Genomic DNA, 18,135 nt, shown 5'->3' with positions numbered 1-18,135 from the left:
ATTTGCCGCTGTAAAATAAATAGCCGTACAGTTCGCACCTGTTCGCGTTAGCCTACCAATACTCCCACCGTATCGCTATGCCGAACATCGAATTGGATTAATAAATGAATAACAAATAGGAATAATGAAAACAATTAGACATTTAGCAATTTCCCTTTTGATTGCCTTTGCCTGTATACCGCTGGCACAGGCCCAAAATAGACCTGCCGTCATTACAGGAAAGGTGACGACATCCAACGGCTTGCCTGCTGAGCATGTGTCCGTCACAGTGCAAGGCACCCAGATAGGTGCGCAGACCGATGATAATGGCGCTTACCGGATCGAGCTGAGCCTTACGGGAGACATTGTGCTCGAAATAAGTGCTTTGGGTGTGGCTAAACAGGCAGCTTCGCTCACCATTAATCCCGGAAATACCTATACACAGGACTTTACCATCAATATCACCAGCCAACAACTGGAGGAAGTATTGATCAGCAAGAACAGGGGCAATTATAATATCCTGACCCCGTCTCCCACCTTGCGCCTGGATGCTCCGCTCATCGAAATCCCACAGAATATCCAAGTGGTTTCCAGCAAGACATTGGCTGACCAACAGGTCATCAGCATGGGTGACGGTTTGATCAGGAACGTCAGCGGCGCCGTGCGGTTGGAACATTGGGGAAACCTATACACCAATATCAGTATGCGGGGGACGCAGATACAGGCTTTCCGCAACGGTTTTAATGTCGTTTCTTCGTATTGGGGGCCGTTGACCGAAGACATGAGTTTTGTCGATCACATTGAATTTGTGAAAGGCCCTGCGGGATTCATGCTGGCAAATGGCGATCCTTCGGGGTCATACAACGTGGTGACCAAGAAACCTACCGGGGAGACCAAGGGAGAGGCCTCCTTGACGATAGGGGAATATAATTTATACCGCGCTACGCTTGATTTGGATGGCAAGCTCAATAAAAGCGGTAAGTTGTTGTATCGGTTCAATGCTTCCGCACAGACCAAAGGGTCGCATCGTGCCAATGAGTTTGACAATCGGTATGTGCTGGCCCCGGTCGTATCGTATCAAGTAGACGACAAAACCAAGGTGACCGCCGAATATACTTTGCAATACGCCAACATGTCTGATGTAGGTTCCTACTATGTATTCGGCCCTACACCGGATGGCTATGCCAGCCTGCCGCGGGATTTCAGTATGGTGCCAGCAGGTTTGGATCCTACCAACATCAAGGATCAGACCTTCCTGGTGAGCCTCACGCATGACATCGATACCAATTGGAAGATAACGGCTCAGGGCTACTACCTGCATTATGACCAGGTCGGCTCGTCTATGTGGCCTTTATCTAACATGACGGATGATGGGAAGATTATCCGTGGAGTAGGTATATGGGATGCGCTTAGCGAAATGAGCTTGGGGCAGGTATTTGCCAATGGGAAGCTGACCACGGGCAATGTGCAGCACCGTATTTTGGTGGGCATCGATGTAGGCAAGAAAAACTACCTCGCCGATTGGGGCCAGACGCATGCGCTGGATTCTGCCAACGGGGGTGAGTTTGATATGCACAATCCCAATTTGGGCATACCTGTTAATGGTTATCCTGTATTTGACCGGACGACCAGCATCGAAGCCCGTGCAGCATTGGCTGGTGGTGCGATTACGCAGGAATATAAGGGCATTTATATACAGGATGAGCTTGGCTTTTTTGAAAACCGGCTACGCCTTACCTTGGCTGGGCGCTATTCATCGGCAAGCCAAAGTGCATATGGCGGATCTCCGTATAGTGCCAGTCGTTTTACGCCTCGCCTTGGCCTGAGCTGGAGTATCGATAAGCACACGGCAGTATATGCCCTGTATGATCAGGCATTCGTGCCGCAGTCGGGGCGGATATACGGTGGTGGCGAAGTGAAGCCAATTACCGGAAATAACCAGGAACTTGGGTTCAAGCGCGATTGGGCGGATGGGGCATGGAACACGTCAATTTCCGTCTATCGCATCCTGAAAGAAAATGAACTCACTACCGATCCTTTGCACAGTACACCCAGCGAAAGCTATAGCATCGTATTGGGACAGAAGGTGGCCAGGGGGATAGAATTTGATGTGCACGGCCGCTTGGCACCCGGACTTGATTTGGTGGCTAACTATGCCTATACCAATGCGGAAGTTACCGAAGTAGCCGAAGGGGTGACGGACTACGAAGTGGGCGATGATCTGCTGGGGTATGCCGCCAACACGGCGAATACGTGGCTGACTTATCGCATTCAGCGGGGTGCCCTGAAAAATTTGGGCGCTGCAGCAGGCTTCACCTGGCTCTGGGATCGGAAGACCGATAGCTGGGACGTGAGTGATGTGCGGTTGCCAGCTTATTTTAAGTTGGATGCCGGGCTGTTTTGGGAGAATGACAAACTTCGGATCACGGCAAATGTCTTCAACCTCCTGGATGAGTACCTCTATTCCGGCTCGTATTATTCATTTAACAATGCATTCTATTGGCAATCGGAGACGCCCCGTAATTTAAGGCTCAGTATAGGCTATAAATTTTAATGTGGAATAATAAATAAGAAAGGGGCCCCAGAGCCCCTTTTTTTGTCAATCAGATGGCGATTGATGTATCCATCACGAAGTCCTCATCCCGGAGATGCACAATCTCTGTTGCTTTTTCATAGTTGGTTGATTTCTTGGAAAAGAAATCATGCTGGGTTGTTTCAACGTTTAGCCCATTCAATACGATTGGATTCACCCGTTTGACCTCGAAGGCGGGTTCGAATCCCAGATTCATGAGTGCCTTGTTGGCGTTATAACGTACATACTCTTTCACCTCAGCGGTAAGTCCCACATCGGTGTAAATTTCTTCGGTATATTTCAATTCATTTTCGTACAGGTCGTTGAGCAGGTCCAGCAACTTTTCTTTGGCTTTGTCTGGATTAGGCAGTTTTTTATAAACATCCTGCGCCAATAGACCTACAAACACCCCATGTATTGATTCATCTGCGATGATTTTTTTGATGATGTCTGCACTGGCCACCATATGCCCCTGCCCGCATAACCACAACGGAATGAAGAAACCGCTATAGAACAAAAAGGATTCCAGCAACACCGAAGCGCATAGCCCCATAAACAAATCTTCTTTGCTGATATCCGTATCGGCAAGTTTGCGGTAATACTTATCAATCATCGAGGCCTTGAATTGCAGGTACTTATTGTTCTGTACCCAATTAAAGATGTCTTCGATATCTTGTGAAGTAGCTACCGTGGTGAAGATCGTCGAGTAAGATTTAGCATGGATGGCTTCCATCATGCACATGTAGGCCAACACCGATTTATTTTGCAACGAATCGATATGATCCATGATCTTGGGCATCCCGGTATTGCTTTGCAGGGTATCAAGGAGTGTAAGGCCGCCCAATGCTTTTTTGTAGCATTCGCGCATTTGCGGCGACAGCGATTTCCAGCTGTCTATATCCTTCGAAGGAATGTATTCCGTGTCAATCCAAAATTGTTTGATGTTCTGTTCCCAGAACATCAATGCATAGTCATTTTCTGGCTCATTCCAGTTGACGGCTTTATATTGTTTCATGGTTTGGTAAGATTAATGGTACGTTTGATGTTAGACAAAAATACGAAGCGATTCTTGGTGGCCAAGCAGCGCTTCGCATTTTTGTCGTATTATTGATTTTCTATGTTTTATGCCGAGCATGATACACACTCATCGATGGTTGATTTGCGTGTACGCGTATAATACAGTGATTTCAATCCCACTTTATGGGCGTAAATATAGTACCGGGCCAAGTCGCGCGTATTATCCCGGGAGTTGGTATGCAGGATGGTGGATATCCCCTGATCCACATGCCGTTGGATGACCGAGACAAGCCGGAGTACCTTCATCTGATCCATATCATAGGCCGATTTGTAGTAGAAGTAGTTTTCATTGGTGAGGTATGGCATTGGATAATAGGTCGTACTATCACCATATTCACGTACTTCGATGGTATCCACTATCGGCATCACCGATGCAGTAGCATTCATGATATACGACGTCGACTGGTTAGGGGCGATGGCGATGCGGTAAGCGTGGTAAACGCCGTGTTCCACGACCTGTTGTTTCAACGCTTTCCAATCGTCTTTGGTAGGAATGTCTATACCGGCAAACAATTCGCTTACTTTAATGGTTGTGGGGAAGTAATCTTGGCTGACATATTTGTCAAAATAGGTGCCATCGGCATAAGCCGTTTTTTCGAATCCCTCGAAGGTAGTTTTCCGCTCGCGGGCAATCTCCATGGATGCCTGTAAGGAATAATAGTTGACCATCATGAAGAATACGTTGGCAAAATCCAACGCCTCTTCGCTTTCATACATGATGAAGTTCTTGGCAAGGTAGCCGTGCAGGTTCATCGCACCCAGACCCACACTATGTAATTCGCGGTTGGCCTTTTGGATAGATGGCACCATGGCTATGTCTGTGACATCCGATACCATGGTGAGCGCGCGCATTGCTGTTTTCACAGCTTGCTCTATCCGTTGGTTGTCCATTACCGTAGCAACGTTTAGCGAGCCCAGGTTGCAGGAAATACCATAGCGGATGGTGTCTTCCTGCCCGTATATATTGATGTCGGACACTTCGGACACTTGCATGATCTCCGTACATAGGTTGGAGAATTTGACTTTCCCGATCCCGTTCAATGCATGCTGGCGGTTGGCGTTCTCCTTAAAAAAGATATATGGATATCCACTTTCCTTTTGCGTTTGGGCGATTTTGACCAACAGGTGGCGGGCATTGATTTTTTTCTTCTTGATTTTAGGGTTGGTGATGAGTTCATCGTACATCGCATCCATATCCAGCTCATCAAGGTATTTGCCGTATTCTTGCATCACCGTATGCGGATGGATAAGGTAGCAAGGCTCGTCTTTCGACGCCAATTCCATGAATTTATCCGGTACAATCACACCAATGGAAAGCGATTTGATCCGGACTTTCTCATCTACGTTGATTTTCTTACAATCCAGAAACTCTTCGATATCCGAGTGGAAGATATTGAGGTATACGGCACCGGCTCCCGGACGTTGGCCAAGCTGGTTGGCATAGGAGAACGTATCTTCGAGGATTTTCATGATGGGCAGCACGCCACCGGCACGACCTTCCACACCTTTGATGGCTTCGCCACGTGCGCGTATTTTGGAAATATTGAATGACACCCCGCCACCGATAGACGAAAGTTTCATCGCTGAATCCACCGCATATCCGATGCCGTTGAGGTTATCGCCGATTTCATCGAGAAAGCATGAAACCAATTCTCCCGAACGTTTTTTGCCTGCGTTGAGGAAGGTGGGCGTAGCTGGCTGGTATTCCTGGTTGATGAGCAGCTCGGCGTATTGCAGTGCGCGATCTACCCCTTCATGGCGGGCAAGAAACAAAGACACCGCCGCGACGCGATCTTCATAGCGCTCCAGAAACTTCTCGCCAGAATCATCGCGCAGGGCATAGCTCTGGAAAAACTTGAACGCACTCATAAACGAAGGGAAACGGAATTTCTTGGCAGCGATGAAATTGTATACCTTTTCCATTTCTTCGAATGTAAACCACTCATAGAAATTGATGTAGTAGTTGTTTTCGATGAGATAGTCTATCTTTTCCTTTAATGTATAAAAGAAAACGGTGTTTTTATTTACATATTCCAGGAAGTAAGCGCGTACAGCTTCCTTATCCTTATGCAGGCTAAACTCATCATCATGTTTGATCATGATTTCATTATTGAGCAAAATCCAGCTCTTTGCTACGTCGTTTGTTATCATGGTGTTTCCTTGCTTTAATAATAGCGATAAATTCATTAACATCCTCGTTGGTTCCCGATAGCTCAAATTTCAACGCCAGCGGTATCCCATATTCGGTTGCAATTTTGTCCCCGGCCACAGCAAAATTCCGTCCCCAGTTCTGGTTCCCGCTTGAAGATACAGAAAGCAGGTATGAGCTTGCATGCTGCAGGAAAGCCTTTGTTGTGTCCGGTATTTCCCCAAACCGTGTGGTGAATGTCACCAGGTGCCCTGCCTGCTCCACATCCATTCCCGGTTGTATTTTTTGGACGGTCCATCCGGTCAATTCGGATACTTTCTGCATAAACCGCTCCACGTTCCCCGTTTTGCTGTCATAATATATCCGCTCCATTTGCAAACCTTTTTAGATGGTAAACCCCCACAATATCGAGGGGGTCCGTATGTTTTTGTTTTGTATTCCGTTTTGGTCTTCGGCTCCGATCCTCCGACTTATTGTACAACCAATGCTGATAACTCGTCAGGCTTGAATCCGATGATGCGCTGGGTCTCCTGATTCTGGTTCAGTACAATGACCGTGGGCACGGTACGTACTTTATACTGAATGGCCAATTCCGGTTTGTCAAACGGATTTACTTTTTCATAGGCAATACCCTTGCGGTCGAGAAATTCCGACACTTGGTTGCAAGGTGCACAATCATTTTTTTCGAATTTAATAATCCGTGTCATAGCAATAAGAGTTTAATGTTCAAAACTGCCGGATTCTGAAATGGTAGAACTCCGATAATTATTGTCGTGATGGTTGGTAAGTTGTAGCCTTAGAACAAATATCAGCTATTTCGGTTCAGTTAGGTAGCAATTGTTATCAACAGATGTTGAATTATTCACATTGTGAATAAATATTGTGGGCTTTGTTGATTTTATATTTCTGTTAATCAGTATGTTATATCAATTATGAGGGTTGTTTGACCTGTGGATGTGGATAATCCAGGGTATATTTCGGTATGCTTCTTGATAAAACAACAGGATCTACGTGCTGCTGCTAAAACTGTCCGAAAGACCGGTGTCAGTACCAGCCCTTCGGACAGTCTTATTAAAATTGAGATTTAATTGCCTTCTCCAAATCCGGGTGCAGCTTTATCATACCATACGCGTTCCTGGCTCAGCGTCTGGGCGTCCATCGCGCGTAGCGTAAAACCTTGATCCTGGTAGGCAGCCTCCCAATTTGCACGGTTTACCTCCCCGGGGTCATTGATCCAGAAACGCCGGGGGATCGGTTCATTAAAGGGTTCCATGGGGTAATAGGCCGAGGCTGTCCGGGGATAGCCCGTTCTCCGGCACAATACATAGGCTTCATTCGGCAAGCGGAAAAATGCCAGGTATTGCTGGATGTAAATACGTTCCAAGTCATTAGCTGCTCCCAAAGCTACCTGGGGATGCTGTTGGTAGGCGAGGATTTCCGCTTCCCCATCGCCGGTAAACGCGGTTGTCGAGCCGGCCTCTTGCGCTACTTCATTCATCGTGCGGATGGACGAGGCGATACCTTTGTCATACCACTCCGCAGCAGATCCCTTGGTATCTATGCCTGTGCCATAGCCTTTCTGGATAAATTCCGCAATGTAAAAACAAGTCTCTGCATACGATACCAGCACATGTAATGCATTGCCCGTAGCCCCATTGAGCTTTGGCGATAAAAACAGGCGGTTGACCGGAGAAATCAGGAAGTAACGGCTGTACTGGCTCACCTGGAAAGAATTGCCCATCCATTGGGCTACGTCTTGGTCCGTTGTCCAATCCGCAGGGCCGCCCTGGTACATGATGAGCGGGTCGTTGGGTTCGATAAAGTCAGGTAACTGCACGCTGTATTTTGCAAGCGTATCCCGGAATGCGCCCACCAGGTCATTTTGGTCGAAATATATCCGGATACGGGGATCGGCGGCCCGTTTCATGAAACCCACCATTTGCCTGTTGGCGAAGCGGCGGCTCCGGTAGTCTACATCGGCGCCCAGGAAAGCCTGTGTGGGATTCATGTATTGCAGCTGTTCATCATCCCCATCTATCGGTCCAGTGGCATCTTGCATCACTTCCTGGAAAATCCGCCTTGTTGTTTCGCCATCCTGGTTCTCAAGGCGTACGGCAATTCGCAGCTTTAAGGTATTGGCCAGTTTTACCCATTTTATCCAGTCGCCTTGGTAATAGATATCAGCATCTCCGTAACTTTCTTGATTAGGGATGTTGGGGTCGGCAAGTACCTGAATGGCATTGTCCAGTTCACTGAGCCATAGGGTAAACAGCTGTTGTTGCGGGTCAAATACCGGATTGAACTTGTCTTCGTAACGTGCCAGGGCAGCTTCGGTATAGGGAATCGAGCCGTTTAGGTCGGTCACCCTGATGCCATAGTATGCACCCACGATGTAGGTAAGTGCCCGCATTTTCTGGTAGCGTTCCTTATCAGTCTTTTGGTCGATCTGATGCCTGATTTCTACCAGGTTGGGGAGGACATCGGCATAATAGTCGCGGTAGCGGCTGTTTACATTGCCCGATAGTTCGTATGGGCTTGCGCTGACCTGTTGCGTATACCGCATCAGCTGTTCCAGGCTTTCCCATATCCATTCCGTAGTGGAGGAAGGGAGCCTATCGGCTGCGTAGGTAAACAAGAATTTCACATCGGGCGTGGTAACCAACTTGGGATCGGTATTTAATTCGCCAAAGTTTTTGGTACAGGCATTCAGCGCGAACACAGCTGCAAAGAGGCAGATGGCGGTTTTATAGTGATTGATGATTGTTTTCATGGTTGCTAACGATTTAAAATCCTACCTTCAACGTAAATGCCCACGACCGCATCATGGGTAAAAATCCCTCTTCGCCATAGAATGCCGTGTTATTGGAATTGTTTGAGGCCGGGTTGTAATTGTAGGGTAAGCTGTTGTACAGATACAGCAAATCACGGCCCACCACAGCAAGACTCAGCGCGTTTAATTTTAATTTTTGGCAAACGGCTTGCGGAAAACTGTAATTGAGGGCTACTTGGCGTAGCGATACCCATGAGTTTTCAAATACCCAGTAGTCTGACACACCCGTAGACGAGGAGCCATAGCGGTAATAGTAATGCGGTGCATGGGTGGGCTCTACCAACCCTTGGTCATAAGCCTCTTGGTAAGTCATGCCGCCAACATTGGCTTGTCCACCCCCGGCAACGGGTACTTGGAAACCTTGGGGAAACACACCATCGGGAATAATCCCGTCATCATATTGCTTGCCATCCCAGGCGCTCACCCAGGTAATGCCGCCATATTCTGGGTCCCTGCCAGCCAGTGTATTGGGCAACACGCCGGTATGTGTGCCATAGCGGTAGGTAGCCAGCACGAAATCCCCACCTATCTTGGCATCCACCAACACGTTGAGGCTAAAGTTTTTGTAGCGAAACGTGTTGTCCCAGCCGCCCCTGAATTTGGGGTTGATGTCGCCGACGTCCTGGATGGTGTTGCTGCGCGCAGGGAAAGCTGCGCGTGCATCGGTACGGTATTCCAATACGTCCTTGCCATTATTGGGATGGTCTATCGGGTTTCCGGAAGCATCTGTCGCTTGGAATTTACGAGCCTGGATGGAACTTCGCAGGGTGCCGTACGATTTCCCGACAATGGCCCAACTGCTGATTTCCGCTATATTGGCGCCGAGGTTGTATTCACTCCGCCCTTCATACAATTCTACAATCAGGTTGCGGTTTCGCGAATAATTGAGGGCGGTAGACCACGAAAAATTGTCCGTACGTACGGGTACGGCGTCTACGGCGATTTCAATCCCTTGGTTTTGGATATTTCCAGCATTAATTAGAATGGCGTCGACGCCCGACTCAAACGGCGTGGTGATGTCAATGATCTGGTTATGTGTATTGTCCCGATACCAGCTGAAGTCAAAGCCGACGCGGCTATTGAGGAAACGAGCCTCCAAGCCGATTTCTTTGGCAATCTTCCGTTCAGGTTTCAGGTTTGCTGCCCGTACCCGGCGGTCGCTAAATGTAGATATGGGAAGTGTCTGGCCATTGCTATTGGTATAGCCGGAGAATGCAAACCCCGGGTTGAGCACAAACGGATCGGCACCGCTACCCAGCGCCGCAATATTGGCCCTCAGTTTACCGTAAGAAAGCCACTCGGGAAGCTGGAAGGTTTCCGTGAAAATCCACGACAAGCTTGCCGAAGGGTAATTGAAAAAGTTGTTGCCCGTACCGTTTGAATACGTCAGCGCGGAAGCCCAGTCGCCGCGCCAGGTTCCCTGCAAATAGAATTGGTTTTTGTAGGACAAATCTACGCTGGCATATAACGAATTGAACGCCCGGCGGAATGTTATCCCCCCCTCACTGCGTGGCTGGTTCACCGAATTGGCGAGGAAATAGTTGCCGGGATAGCTCAATCCACCATCTGTGGTGCCTTTTGTGTACGAGTTTTCCGCCCGTTGGATTTCACCGCCGATATAGCCGCTAAGCGCAAGGTCGGGTGTGAGCGAACGATCCACGGTAAGCATGCCTTTGAGGAAATAGCTTTCTTTTACCTCATTGCCCAATGCATATAGGCCACCGGTGAAACCCCGTCCTTGTCCCAGCTCTTTTTCTTCCGTTTTGGTATAAATGTTATTGAAGTTTCCTTCGAGTATCAATTTTGACCAATCGGTGAGTGAGGCTGTCACGGCGAGCCGCCCGCGGATCATCTGCTCGCGCTGGAGGTATTCGTTTTCAAAGAGGTTAAACCAAAAGCGGCTTTCGGGGGCCCTGTTGGTTTCTTCAAGGTCGCCCCGGTTCGGGGCGCCACCGAAGGCACTGGTGTAGTGCTCACGCTGCATCCAATAGTTGGTGTCGTAGTTGCGGGGCATCATCCAGGTGAATAGTTTTCCGTAGTTGTAGGAGGCAAACGCATCAAGGCCGCCCAACCGGGGCGGGTTGAGCCCTTTGAAACTGGTATAGTCGGCGCTGCCATCCAAGCTTATCCAATCATTGAGCTCATGGGTAGCCCGTAGGCTGAAGGCATGTTTTTCGAGGTTGTTGTTATAGACGACCCCTTTACTTTCGTTGCGGTTATACGAAAAGCGGAGTGTGGAACGATCCGAGCCGCCGCTTACGGCTACATTGGTGTTATAGCCCGCCCCATTGCGGAATGCATCCAGGAAGTTGTTCGGCTGGGGCAGGTAGCGGGTAAGCGTTCCGTCGTAGTTCAGCACTTCCTGCCCTTCCATCCGTGGCCCCCAGTTTTCCAGCTCACGGTTGATGCCGGGGTCGATATAAGGCCGGCCTGTAGTGGGGTCGGTTGGAAATACCTTGGTGTAGTACGATTCATCAGCCTGGTAATTCGGTTCGCGGTAGTCGGTAAAAAACGGGCCGTTTGTTCCACCGCCAAACACATTCTGGAAATCCGGCCCCGCATAAGGTTCGAATATATTGACTGTCTGGCTGAACTCCACGCCTAATCCAGCGCGTTTTTGCCCCTTTTTGCTGGTGATGAGTACAACGCCATTGATGGCCCGCGATCCATATAATGCAGCAGCAGCCGATCCTTTCAAGATGGATACACTTTCGAAATCCTCCATGTTGAGGTTTTTCAAGTCATTACCGAAATCACGACCATTTCCGTTAAAGGTGTCATTATCCATGATCACACCATCAATGACGAAGATGGGCTGGTTGTTGTTGCGCAAGGTAGAATTCCCGCGGATCAGGATTTTGGAGTTGCCGAACAATCCACCGGCCCCTTGGTCAATTTGTACCCCCGCTACTCGGCCTTGTAGTGCATTGATGGGATTTACCTCGTTGGTAATGGCCAAATCGCTCCCCTTGATATCCGTCACCGAATAGCCCAGGCTTTTCTTTTCTTTCGTGATGCCCAGTGCCGTCACGACCACCTCGCCCAATTGGGCTTGGTCTGCCTGCAGCCGGATGGTTAGCAAATTTTGCCCATTTACGGCAATTTCCTGCGGGAGGTAGCCCAGGAAAGAAAATGATAAGGTAGCGTTGCTGGCTGCCGTGAGGGTAAAACTTCCCGATGCGTCGGTGTTCGTGCCGGTATTGGTGCCTTTCACCACGACCGAGACACCGGTCAGCGGACTGTTGTCGGTAGCATCAAGCACCCGACCGCTAATTTGGATGTTTTGGGCAAAAAGGTCTGCGCCTAAACTTAATCCTGCCAGCAACAACAGGATTTTTGGGGCGAGTACCCATCCAGGGAGTAAAGCCTTTTTCATAACTTGTATTTTGATGGTTAATCTTTAACAAAAGTATACAAATTACGAGCATTAATCCAACTACTTTTTATAAAATTTTAAAAACTTCAGAAAAGTTCAAAAAAAACAGGCGTAACTCTGGTGGAAGAATTGAGTTAAAACGATTTAGGGGTAGCAATTAGCTACACCAAGTATTCAAACAGGGTTGAATCGTTGTTTACTTCCTTGAATTCAAAGCGATGCTCATGCAGGCGTGCTATCAATGCGGGATAGTCGGAGGCTGTTTGTAATTCGATGCCCACCAGAGCCGGACCACGTTCGCGCTGTGTCTTCTTGATAAACTCAAAGCGGGTGATGTCATCGGTTGGGCCGAGTACTTCATTGACAAAGAGCTTGAGTGCACCGGGGCGCTGCGGGAAGCGGACAATGAAATAATGCTTCAGCCCTTCATACAGTAAGGAGAGCTCCTTGATTTCGCCCATCCGGTCGATATCGTTGTTGCCACCACTTAGGATACACACCACGTTCTTGCCTTTGATGTCGTCTTTATAAAAATCAAGGGCAGCGATGGCCAGTGCTCCTGCTGGTTCGGCAACGATGGCATCCTTATTATACAATTCCAGGATAGTCGTGCATATTTTGCCTTCGGGGATAAGGCGTACATCGTCCAGTAGGCGGCTGCAATATTGGTAGGTGAGGTCGCCGATTCGTTTCACGGCAGCACCATCCACAAATCGGTTGATTTCGTTGAGGACTACAGGACCACCATGGGCCAAGGCGGCTTTCATGGAAGGCGCACCTTCGGGCTCTACACCATAAATCCGGATGTCCGGCGTAGTTTCCCGCAAGTAGGAAGCTGCCCCTGATGCCAGTCCGCCACCGCCTATCGGTAGGATGACCACGTCGGTATCGGGTTGGTCGTTTATGATTTCCAGGCCCACCGTACCTTGTCCTTCGATAATATCCAGGTCGTCAAACGGGTGGACGAACGTCATACCCTGCGCGGCACAATATGCTAAGGCCACCTGTTGGCAATCGTCAAATGTATCGCCAGTAAGTACGATTTCAATATAGCCATTGCCGAACATTTCAGTCTGGCTGATTTTCTGCCTTGGTGTAGGGCCGGGCATGAAAATGACTCCATTGATACCCAGTCTTTTGCAGGAATAAGCCACCCCTTGGGCATGGTTGCCTGCGCTGGCACAGACTACTCCTTTGGCCCGTTGTGCATCGGTGAGTTTGCTGATTTTGTTGAATGCGCCCCGCAGTTTATAAGAGCGTACGACCTGCAGATCTTCTCGTTTGAGGAATATGGAAGCATGATACTTTTCCGATAGCCGTTGGTTATATTGCAAGGGGGTGTGGGTCACCACCCCCTTGAAGCGTTCAGCAACGGCTTCTATTGCTTGTTTCATTGAGCAGCTGTTGTCGTGGCCTCTTCGAGGAGGCTGACCTGGCTGGCCAGCCAATCACCCACTTCACTGGTTTTATAGGCCTTCCCCTTGCCGGCAAGATCTTCGGTTACAATGCCTTCTGCCAATGATTTATTGACGACCGCACGGATGAGGGCGGCTTCTTCCTTCAATCCGAAGGCATCTTCAAAGAGCATCGCAGCCGAAAGTACGGTTGCCAGCGGATTGGCGATATCTTTTCCTGCCGCCTGCGGATACGAGCCATGGATCGGCTCGAAAAGGGAAGTATGGACGCCAATGGATGCAGAAGGCATCAACCCCATGGATCCGGAAATTACGGAAGCTTCATCGGTGAGGATATCGCCAAACAGGTTTTCCGTGATGAGGACGTCGTAAGCCGACGGCCATTGCACCAGGCGCATAGCCACGGCATCCACAAACTCGTAGCTGACCTCTACCTCGGGAAAATCTTTCTCCATGTCCTGCACGGTTTCCCGCCACAAGCGGGAGCTTTCCAGCACATTGGCCTTATCTACACAGCACAGTTTTTTTCGTCGGCCCATGGCCATCTCAAATCCCAGTTTGGCTAGCCGTTTCACTTCGTCACGGGTGTATGTACAGGTATCAAAGGCCGTGTCGCCACCATCTTTGCGGCCGCGCTCGCCAAAGTAAATGCCTCCGGTGAGTTCACGCAGGATGATTAAGTCTGTTCCTTCAATGCGCTCACGTTTCAGAGGCGAATTGTCAATCAGGGAGGGAAATGTAAATGTTGGGCGTACATTGGCAAAAAGGCCAAGCTGCTTGCGCATCTTCAGCAATCCTTGCTCGGGGCGCACCGGTGCCTTGGGGTCGTTGTCATAACGGGGATGGCCAATGGCACCGAAAAGTACGGCATCCGCAGCCATGCAAATCGCATGGGTCGATTCTGGATAGGGGTCGCCCACCGCATCGATGGCGGCCGCACCCGTCAATCCGAACGTCCAGTTTACCTTGTGGCCAAATTTTCCAGCCACGGCATCCACAACCTTTACTGCTTGTCCAACCACCTCGGGCCCGATGCCATCACCGGGCAAAAGCGCTATATTCAATTCCATCGTATGTTAGTTATAAATCGTAAGCTATTAGCTAATGTCTGTTGTCTAATGTCTAATGTCTGTTGTCTGTTGTCTAATGTCCAACGCCTCAAATCCCATCGCCTGTTCCGCATGCAAGATAATATTCAGCATTTTTTGGGTAGCTTTGATAGCAGACACCGTCTGGTCGGAATCCAATCCGCGGGTCGAAAACGTGCGGTCGTCCGTCTCCCAGGTAATGGTGGTTTCGCAGAGCGCATCTGAGCTGCTCCCCGGGGCGATGCGCACGTTATAATCGATTAAACCGGGCAGATGGATATTGTTTTTGGCATAAGCCATGCTCAGGGCATTCATGAAGGCATCGAATTGGCCATCACCCTGCGCATGCTCTTCAAACAGCTCGCCGTTGATCCGCACGGCGATGGTAGCCGATGGGCGCAGGCCCTTGGCATGGGTGAGTACATACGATTCCACCAAGATTCGCTCCTCGTGGGCCTTAGTAGCGAGCACGTCCGAAATGATGTAAGGCAAATCTTCGGTGGTTACGGTTTCTTTCTTGTCACCGAGTTCAATGACCCGTTGCGTTACCTTTTTCAGATCTTCTTCGTTTAGCTTGAGGCCAAGTTCCTGCAGGTTTTTTTCAATGTTTGCTTTGCCCGAAGTTTTGCCCAATGCATATTTCCGTTTCCGGCCGAATCGTTCGGGGAGCAGATCGTTGAAATAGAGATTGTTTTTATTGTCGCCATCGGCATGTATGCCCGCCGTCTGGGTAAACACATTATCCCCTACGATGGGTTTATTTGCCGGTATCCGCACGCCAGAAAAATTTTCCACCAGTTTGCTCACGGTATAGATGGCAGATTCGTTGATACCGATTTCAGCGTCGGTCAGAAAATCATTGATGGCAGCTACGGCACTGGCCAATGGCGCATTACCCGCGCGCTCGCCCATGCCGTTTACCGTCAGATGCAAGCCATTTATGCCAGCCCTTACCGCTTCAAGCACATTCGCCGTGCCCAGGTCATAGTCGTTGTGGGCATGGAAATCGAAATGGATCTGTGGGTAGCGCGTCCGCAGCGTGGTAATATATTGAAATGTTTCACCGGGGGTAAGCACGCCGAGGGTGTCTGGCAGCATGATCCGGTTGACAGGTTGCAATCCCAAAAAATCGAGGTATTGCAACACATATTCAGGTGAATGGCGCATGCCGTTGCTCCAATCTTCCAAATATACATTCGTAGCGATTCCCTGTTGCGCCGCCTGCGCTATGGCACTTGCAATTTCATCAAAATGCTGCTCTGGTGTTTTCCGCAGTTGGTGGGTGAGGTGGTTTAGCGAGCCTTTGGTCAGCAAGTTTTGCACCTTGATACCCGCCCGTTGCATCCAGGCGATGGAAATGCCGTTATCGACGAAAGACAGCACCTCGATATGATTCAAATGCCCGTTATGGGAAGCCCAGTCCGCGATGGTTTTTACCGCTTCAAATTCCCCTTGGGAAACCCGTGCAGAGGCAACCTCCACCCGGTCTACCCGAAGCTCCTCCAGCAACAGTTGCGCAATGGTTAATTTCTCCGAAACCGAGAACGACACACCCGAGGTTTGTTCGCCATCGCGCAGTGTCGTGTCCATGATTTCTAATTTCCTGCTTTCCATGGCTACAAGGGAAGGGTCTTTGCAAATTCCTGGATATCCGATTTGATGTTGAGTAAATAGTCAATGTCATCAAAGCCGTTCATCATGTTACTTTTTTTGTAGCTGTTGATGTCGAACGACTCCTGCTCGCCGGTGGCCAGCAACGTGATGGTCTGCTCGGGCAGGTTTACCTCCAGATCGGTATCCGGGTTGGCATAGATTTCCGCGAAAACCCGCTCCAGGAACCCAGCGCTTACCTGCACAGGCAATACGCCGATGTTCAGGCAGTTATTTCGAAAAATATCAGCGAAAAAGCTGGATACCACGCACCTGAACCCATAGTCATAGATAGCCCATGCGGCGTGTTCACGGGATGAGCCCGAACCGAAATTTTTGCCGCCTACCAGGATTTTGCCTTTGTAAGTCGGGTTGTTCAGCACGAAATCCGCTTTAGGGGTATTGTCCGGGTTGTACCGCCAATCGCGGAAGAGGTTGTCGCCAAAGCCCACCCGCTCGGTAGCTTTCAAAAACCGGGCAGGAATGATCTGGTCCGTGTCTACGTTCTCAATGGGAAGCGGCACCGCCGTGCTTTTCAAGATATTAAAACTGTCGTATGCCATGGTATTATTGTAAAAGGGTTCTCGGATCGGTTACTTTTCCGGTGACGGCCGCGGCCGCCGCGACTAATGGACTGGCGAGCAAGGTACGCGCTCCGGGGCCTTGGCGCCCTTCGAAATTCCGGTTGGAGGTACTTACCGCATATTTGCCTGCGGGGATTTTATCTTCGTTCATCGCGAGGCAGGCCGAACATCCCGGCTGGCGTAGCGAGAAACCCGCTTCGGTAAGGACATCAAGGATGCCTTCCCTTTTAATCTGCTCTTCCACCACATGCGAGCCAGGCACCAACCATACGGTTACATCGTCGGCCTTGCGTTTCCCTTTTACCAAGGAAGCGAAGGCGCGAAAATCTTCGATGCGGCCATTGGTGCAACTGCCCACGAAGACATAATCTACCTTTTTACCTTCCATGGGTTCGCCCTCGTGGAAACCCATATACCCGAGGGATTTCGCAAAGGTAGCCTCTGCTTCTTCCGCCTGTTTGGCATCGGGTATTTCCTTGGTGATGCCAATCCCCATACCGGGGTTGGTGCCGTAGGTAATCATCGGCTCGATTTCCGCGCCCTCGAATACAAATTCTTTGTCAAAGACGGCACCCTCATCGGTTTTCAGTGTTTCCCAATAAGCCATCGCTTTGTCCCAGTCAGCGCCTTTGGGGCTGAATTCACGGTCTTTAATATAGTCAAACGTCACCTGATCGGGAGCGATCATTCCGCCACGGGCACCCATCTCGATGCTCAAGTTGCAAACGGTCATCCGGCCTTCCATGCTCATCTGTGCGAATACGCTACCTGCATACTCCACGAAGTAACCGGTAGCCCCCGACGTGGTAAGCTTGGAAATGATAAACAAGGCAACGTCCTTGGGCAACACCCCCTTGCCCAATGCGCCATTGATCGTGATGCGCATTTTTTTGGGCTTTGGCTGCATGATGCACTGGGAGGAAAGCACCATCTCCACCTCGGATGTGCCGATGCCAAAGGCAATGGCACCGAATGCACCGTGTGTAGACGTATGGGAATCGCCGCAGACAATGGTTGCTCCTGGTTGGGTAATACCATTTTCCGGGCCAATCACGTGTACAATGCCGTTCTTGTAATGCCCCAGGCCCCAATGCCGGATACCGTATTCCTTGGTGTTTTCTTCCAATGCTTTCAGTTGGTTGGCAGATAATGGATCTTGCACGGGCAAATGCTGATTGATCGTCGGCGTATTGTGGTCCGCCGTGGCGAACGTCCGCTCGGGGTACAATACGCGGATATCGCGCTGCCTAAGTCCCAAAAACGCCACCGGGCTGGTTACCTCGTGGATTAAATGCCGATCAATAAATAACACATCAGGCCCCCCTTCTATCTTACGCACGACGTGCGTATCCCATACCTTGTCAAATAATGTCTTACTCATTTTTATAGTTGTTGTTTCGTGTTATGCGTTTTAT

At 49.7% G+C, this 18,135-nt stretch carries 12 protein-coding genes; 1 reads left to right on the top strand and 11 read right to left on the bottom strand.

Annotated elements, in window-relative coordinates; all coding sequences use genetic code 11:
- The first annotated feature begins 124 nt into the window (after window positions 1-124).
- Entirely contained in the window at window positions 125-2,533 is a 2,409-nt protein-coding gene (locus BMW65_RS01120; RefSeq protein ID WP_090602102.1) for a TonB-dependent receptor, read from the top strand.
- A 49-nt stretch (window positions 2,534-2,582) separates the two neighbouring features.
- Here the strand turns inward: BMW65_RS01120 and nrdF are convergent, their stop codons facing one another.
- The 11 genes from nrdF to leuC form a co-directional block, all read right to left on the bottom strand.
- Window positions 2,583-3,566: a class 1b ribonucleoside-diphosphate reductase subunit beta gene (nrdF, locus tag BMW65_RS01115; RefSeq protein ID WP_090602101.1), complete on the bottom strand. Its 984-nt coding sequence runs from the start codon at window positions 3,564-3,566 to the stop codon at window positions 2,583-2,585.
- Window positions 3,567-3,673: 107 nt separating this feature from the next.
- The gene (gene nrdE, locus BMW65_RS01110) at window positions 3,674-5,779 is read right to left on the bottom strand and encodes a class 1b ribonucleoside-diphosphate reductase subunit alpha (protein ID WP_090602099.1); all 2,106 of its coding nucleotides are present in this window, start codon (window positions 5,777-5,779) and stop codon (window positions 3,674-3,676) included.
- Window positions 5,736-6,149, bottom strand: coding sequence for a class Ib ribonucleoside-diphosphate reductase assembly flavoprotein NrdI (gene nrdI, locus BMW65_RS01105; RefSeq protein WP_090602098.1), 414 nt, complete (start codon window positions 6,147-6,149; stop codon window positions 5,736-5,738). Before nrdI ends, nrdE begins: the two co-directional genes overlap by 44 nt.
- A 98-nt stretch (window positions 6,150-6,247) precedes the next feature.
- A complete protein-coding gene (locus tag BMW65_RS01100; protein WP_090602096.1) occupies window positions 6,248-6,484 on the bottom strand; it encodes a glutaredoxin family protein in 237 nt (78 codons plus the stop codon).
- Between the two features lie 377 nt (window positions 6,485-6,861).
- Window positions 6,862-8,547, bottom strand: coding sequence for a SusD/RagB family nutrient-binding outer membrane lipoprotein (locus BMW65_RS01095; protein WP_090602095.1), 1,686 nt, complete (start codon window positions 8,545-8,547; stop codon window positions 6,862-6,864).
- A 13-nt stretch (window positions 8,548-8,560) separates the two neighbouring features.
- Window positions 8,561-11,983 carry a SusC/RagA family TonB-linked outer membrane protein gene (locus BMW65_RS01090; RefSeq protein WP_090602093.1) on the bottom strand — a complete coding sequence of 1,141 codons (3,423 nt, stop codon included), beginning with the start codon at window positions 11,981-11,983 and terminating at the stop codon, window positions 8,561-8,563.
- A gap of 161 nt (window positions 11,984-12,144) precedes the next feature.
- A complete protein-coding gene (gene ilvA, locus BMW65_RS01085; protein ID WP_090602091.1) occupies window positions 12,145-13,377 on the bottom strand; it encodes a threonine ammonia-lyase IlvA in 1,233 nt (410 codons plus the stop codon).
- Window positions 13,374-14,468, bottom strand: coding sequence for a 3-isopropylmalate dehydrogenase (gene leuB / locus BMW65_RS01080; protein WP_090602090.1), 1,095 nt, complete (start codon window positions 14,466-14,468; stop codon window positions 13,374-13,376). Before leuB ends, ilvA begins: the two co-directional genes overlap by 4 nt.
- Window positions 14,469-14,513: 45 nt before the next feature.
- Window positions 14,514-16,100 (bottom strand): alpha-isopropylmalate synthase regulatory domain-containing protein, encoded by a 1,587-nt coding sequence (locus BMW65_RS01075; RefSeq protein WP_090602088.1) that lies wholly within the window; start codon window positions 16,098-16,100, stop codon window positions 14,514-14,516.
- 2 nt (window positions 16,101-16,102) lie between these two features.
- Window positions 16,103-16,699: a 3-isopropylmalate dehydratase small subunit gene (gene leuD, locus BMW65_RS01070; protein ID WP_090602086.1), complete on the bottom strand. Its 597-nt coding sequence runs from the start codon at window positions 16,697-16,699 to the stop codon at window positions 16,103-16,105.
- A gap of 4 nt (window positions 16,700-16,703) precedes the next feature.
- Complete coding sequence (leuC, locus tag BMW65_RS01065; RefSeq protein WP_090602085.1) at window positions 16,704-18,101, bottom strand: 3-isopropylmalate dehydratase large subunit; 1,398 nt, start codon at window positions 18,099-18,101, stop codon at window positions 16,704-16,706.
- Window positions 18,102-18,135 lie beyond the last annotated feature (34 nt).

Origin of the sequence: Parapedobacter koreensis, from assembly GCF_900109365.1 — a bacterium.
Classification (GTDB): domain Bacteria; phylum Bacteroidota; class Bacteroidia; order Sphingobacteriales; family Sphingobacteriaceae; genus Parapedobacter; species Parapedobacter koreensis.
This window is presented reverse-complemented; position numbering and strand designations above follow the sequence as displayed.

What these genes read in the sequence shown, in the direction of transcription:
- ilvA (WP_090602091.1), bottom strand. Translation starts at nt 13,377, where the DNA reads ATGAAACAAGCAATAGAAGCCGTTGCTGAACGCTTCAAGGGGGTGGTG.
- leuC (WP_090602085.1), bottom strand. Translation starts at nt 18,101, where the DNA reads ATGAGTAAGACATTATTTGACAAGGTATGGGATACGCACGTCGTGCGT.
- nrdE (WP_090602099.1), bottom strand. Translation starts at nt 5,779, where the DNA reads ATGATAACAAACGACGTAGCAAAGAGCTGGATTTTGCTCAATAATGAA.
- BMW65_RS01120 (WP_090602102.1), top strand. Translation starts at nt 125, where the DNA reads ATGAAAACAATTAGACATTTAGCAATTTCCCTTTTGATTGCCTTTGCC.
- BMW65_RS01100 (WP_090602096.1), bottom strand. Translation starts at nt 6,484, where the DNA reads ATGACACGGATTATTAAATTCGAAAAAAATGATTGTGCACCTTGCAAC.
- BMW65_RS01095 (WP_090602095.1), bottom strand. Translation starts at nt 8,547, where the DNA reads ATGAAAACAATCATCAATCACTATAAAACCGCCATCTGCCTCTTTGCA.
- nrdI (WP_090602098.1), bottom strand. Translation starts at nt 6,149, where the DNA reads ATGGAGCGGATATATTATGACAGCAAAACGGGGAACGTGGAGCGGTTT.
- leuD (WP_090602086.1), bottom strand. Translation starts at nt 16,699, where the DNA reads ATGGCATACGACAGTTTTAATATCTTGAAAAGCACGGCGGTGCCGCTT.
- leuB (WP_090602090.1), bottom strand. Translation starts at nt 14,468, where the DNA reads ATGGAATTGAATATAGCGCTTTTGCCCGGTGATGGCATCGGGCCCGAG.
- BMW65_RS01075 (WP_090602088.1), bottom strand. Translation starts at nt 16,100, where the DNA reads ATGGAAAGCAGGAAATTAGAAATCATGGACACGACACTGCGCGATGGC.
- nrdF (WP_090602101.1), bottom strand. Translation starts at nt 3,566, where the DNA reads ATGAAACAATATAAAGCCGTCAACTGGAATGAGCCAGAAAATGACTAT.
- BMW65_RS01090 (WP_090602093.1), bottom strand. Translation starts at nt 11,983, where the DNA reads ATGAAAAAGGCTTTACTCCCTGGATGGGTACTCGCCCCAAAAATCCTG.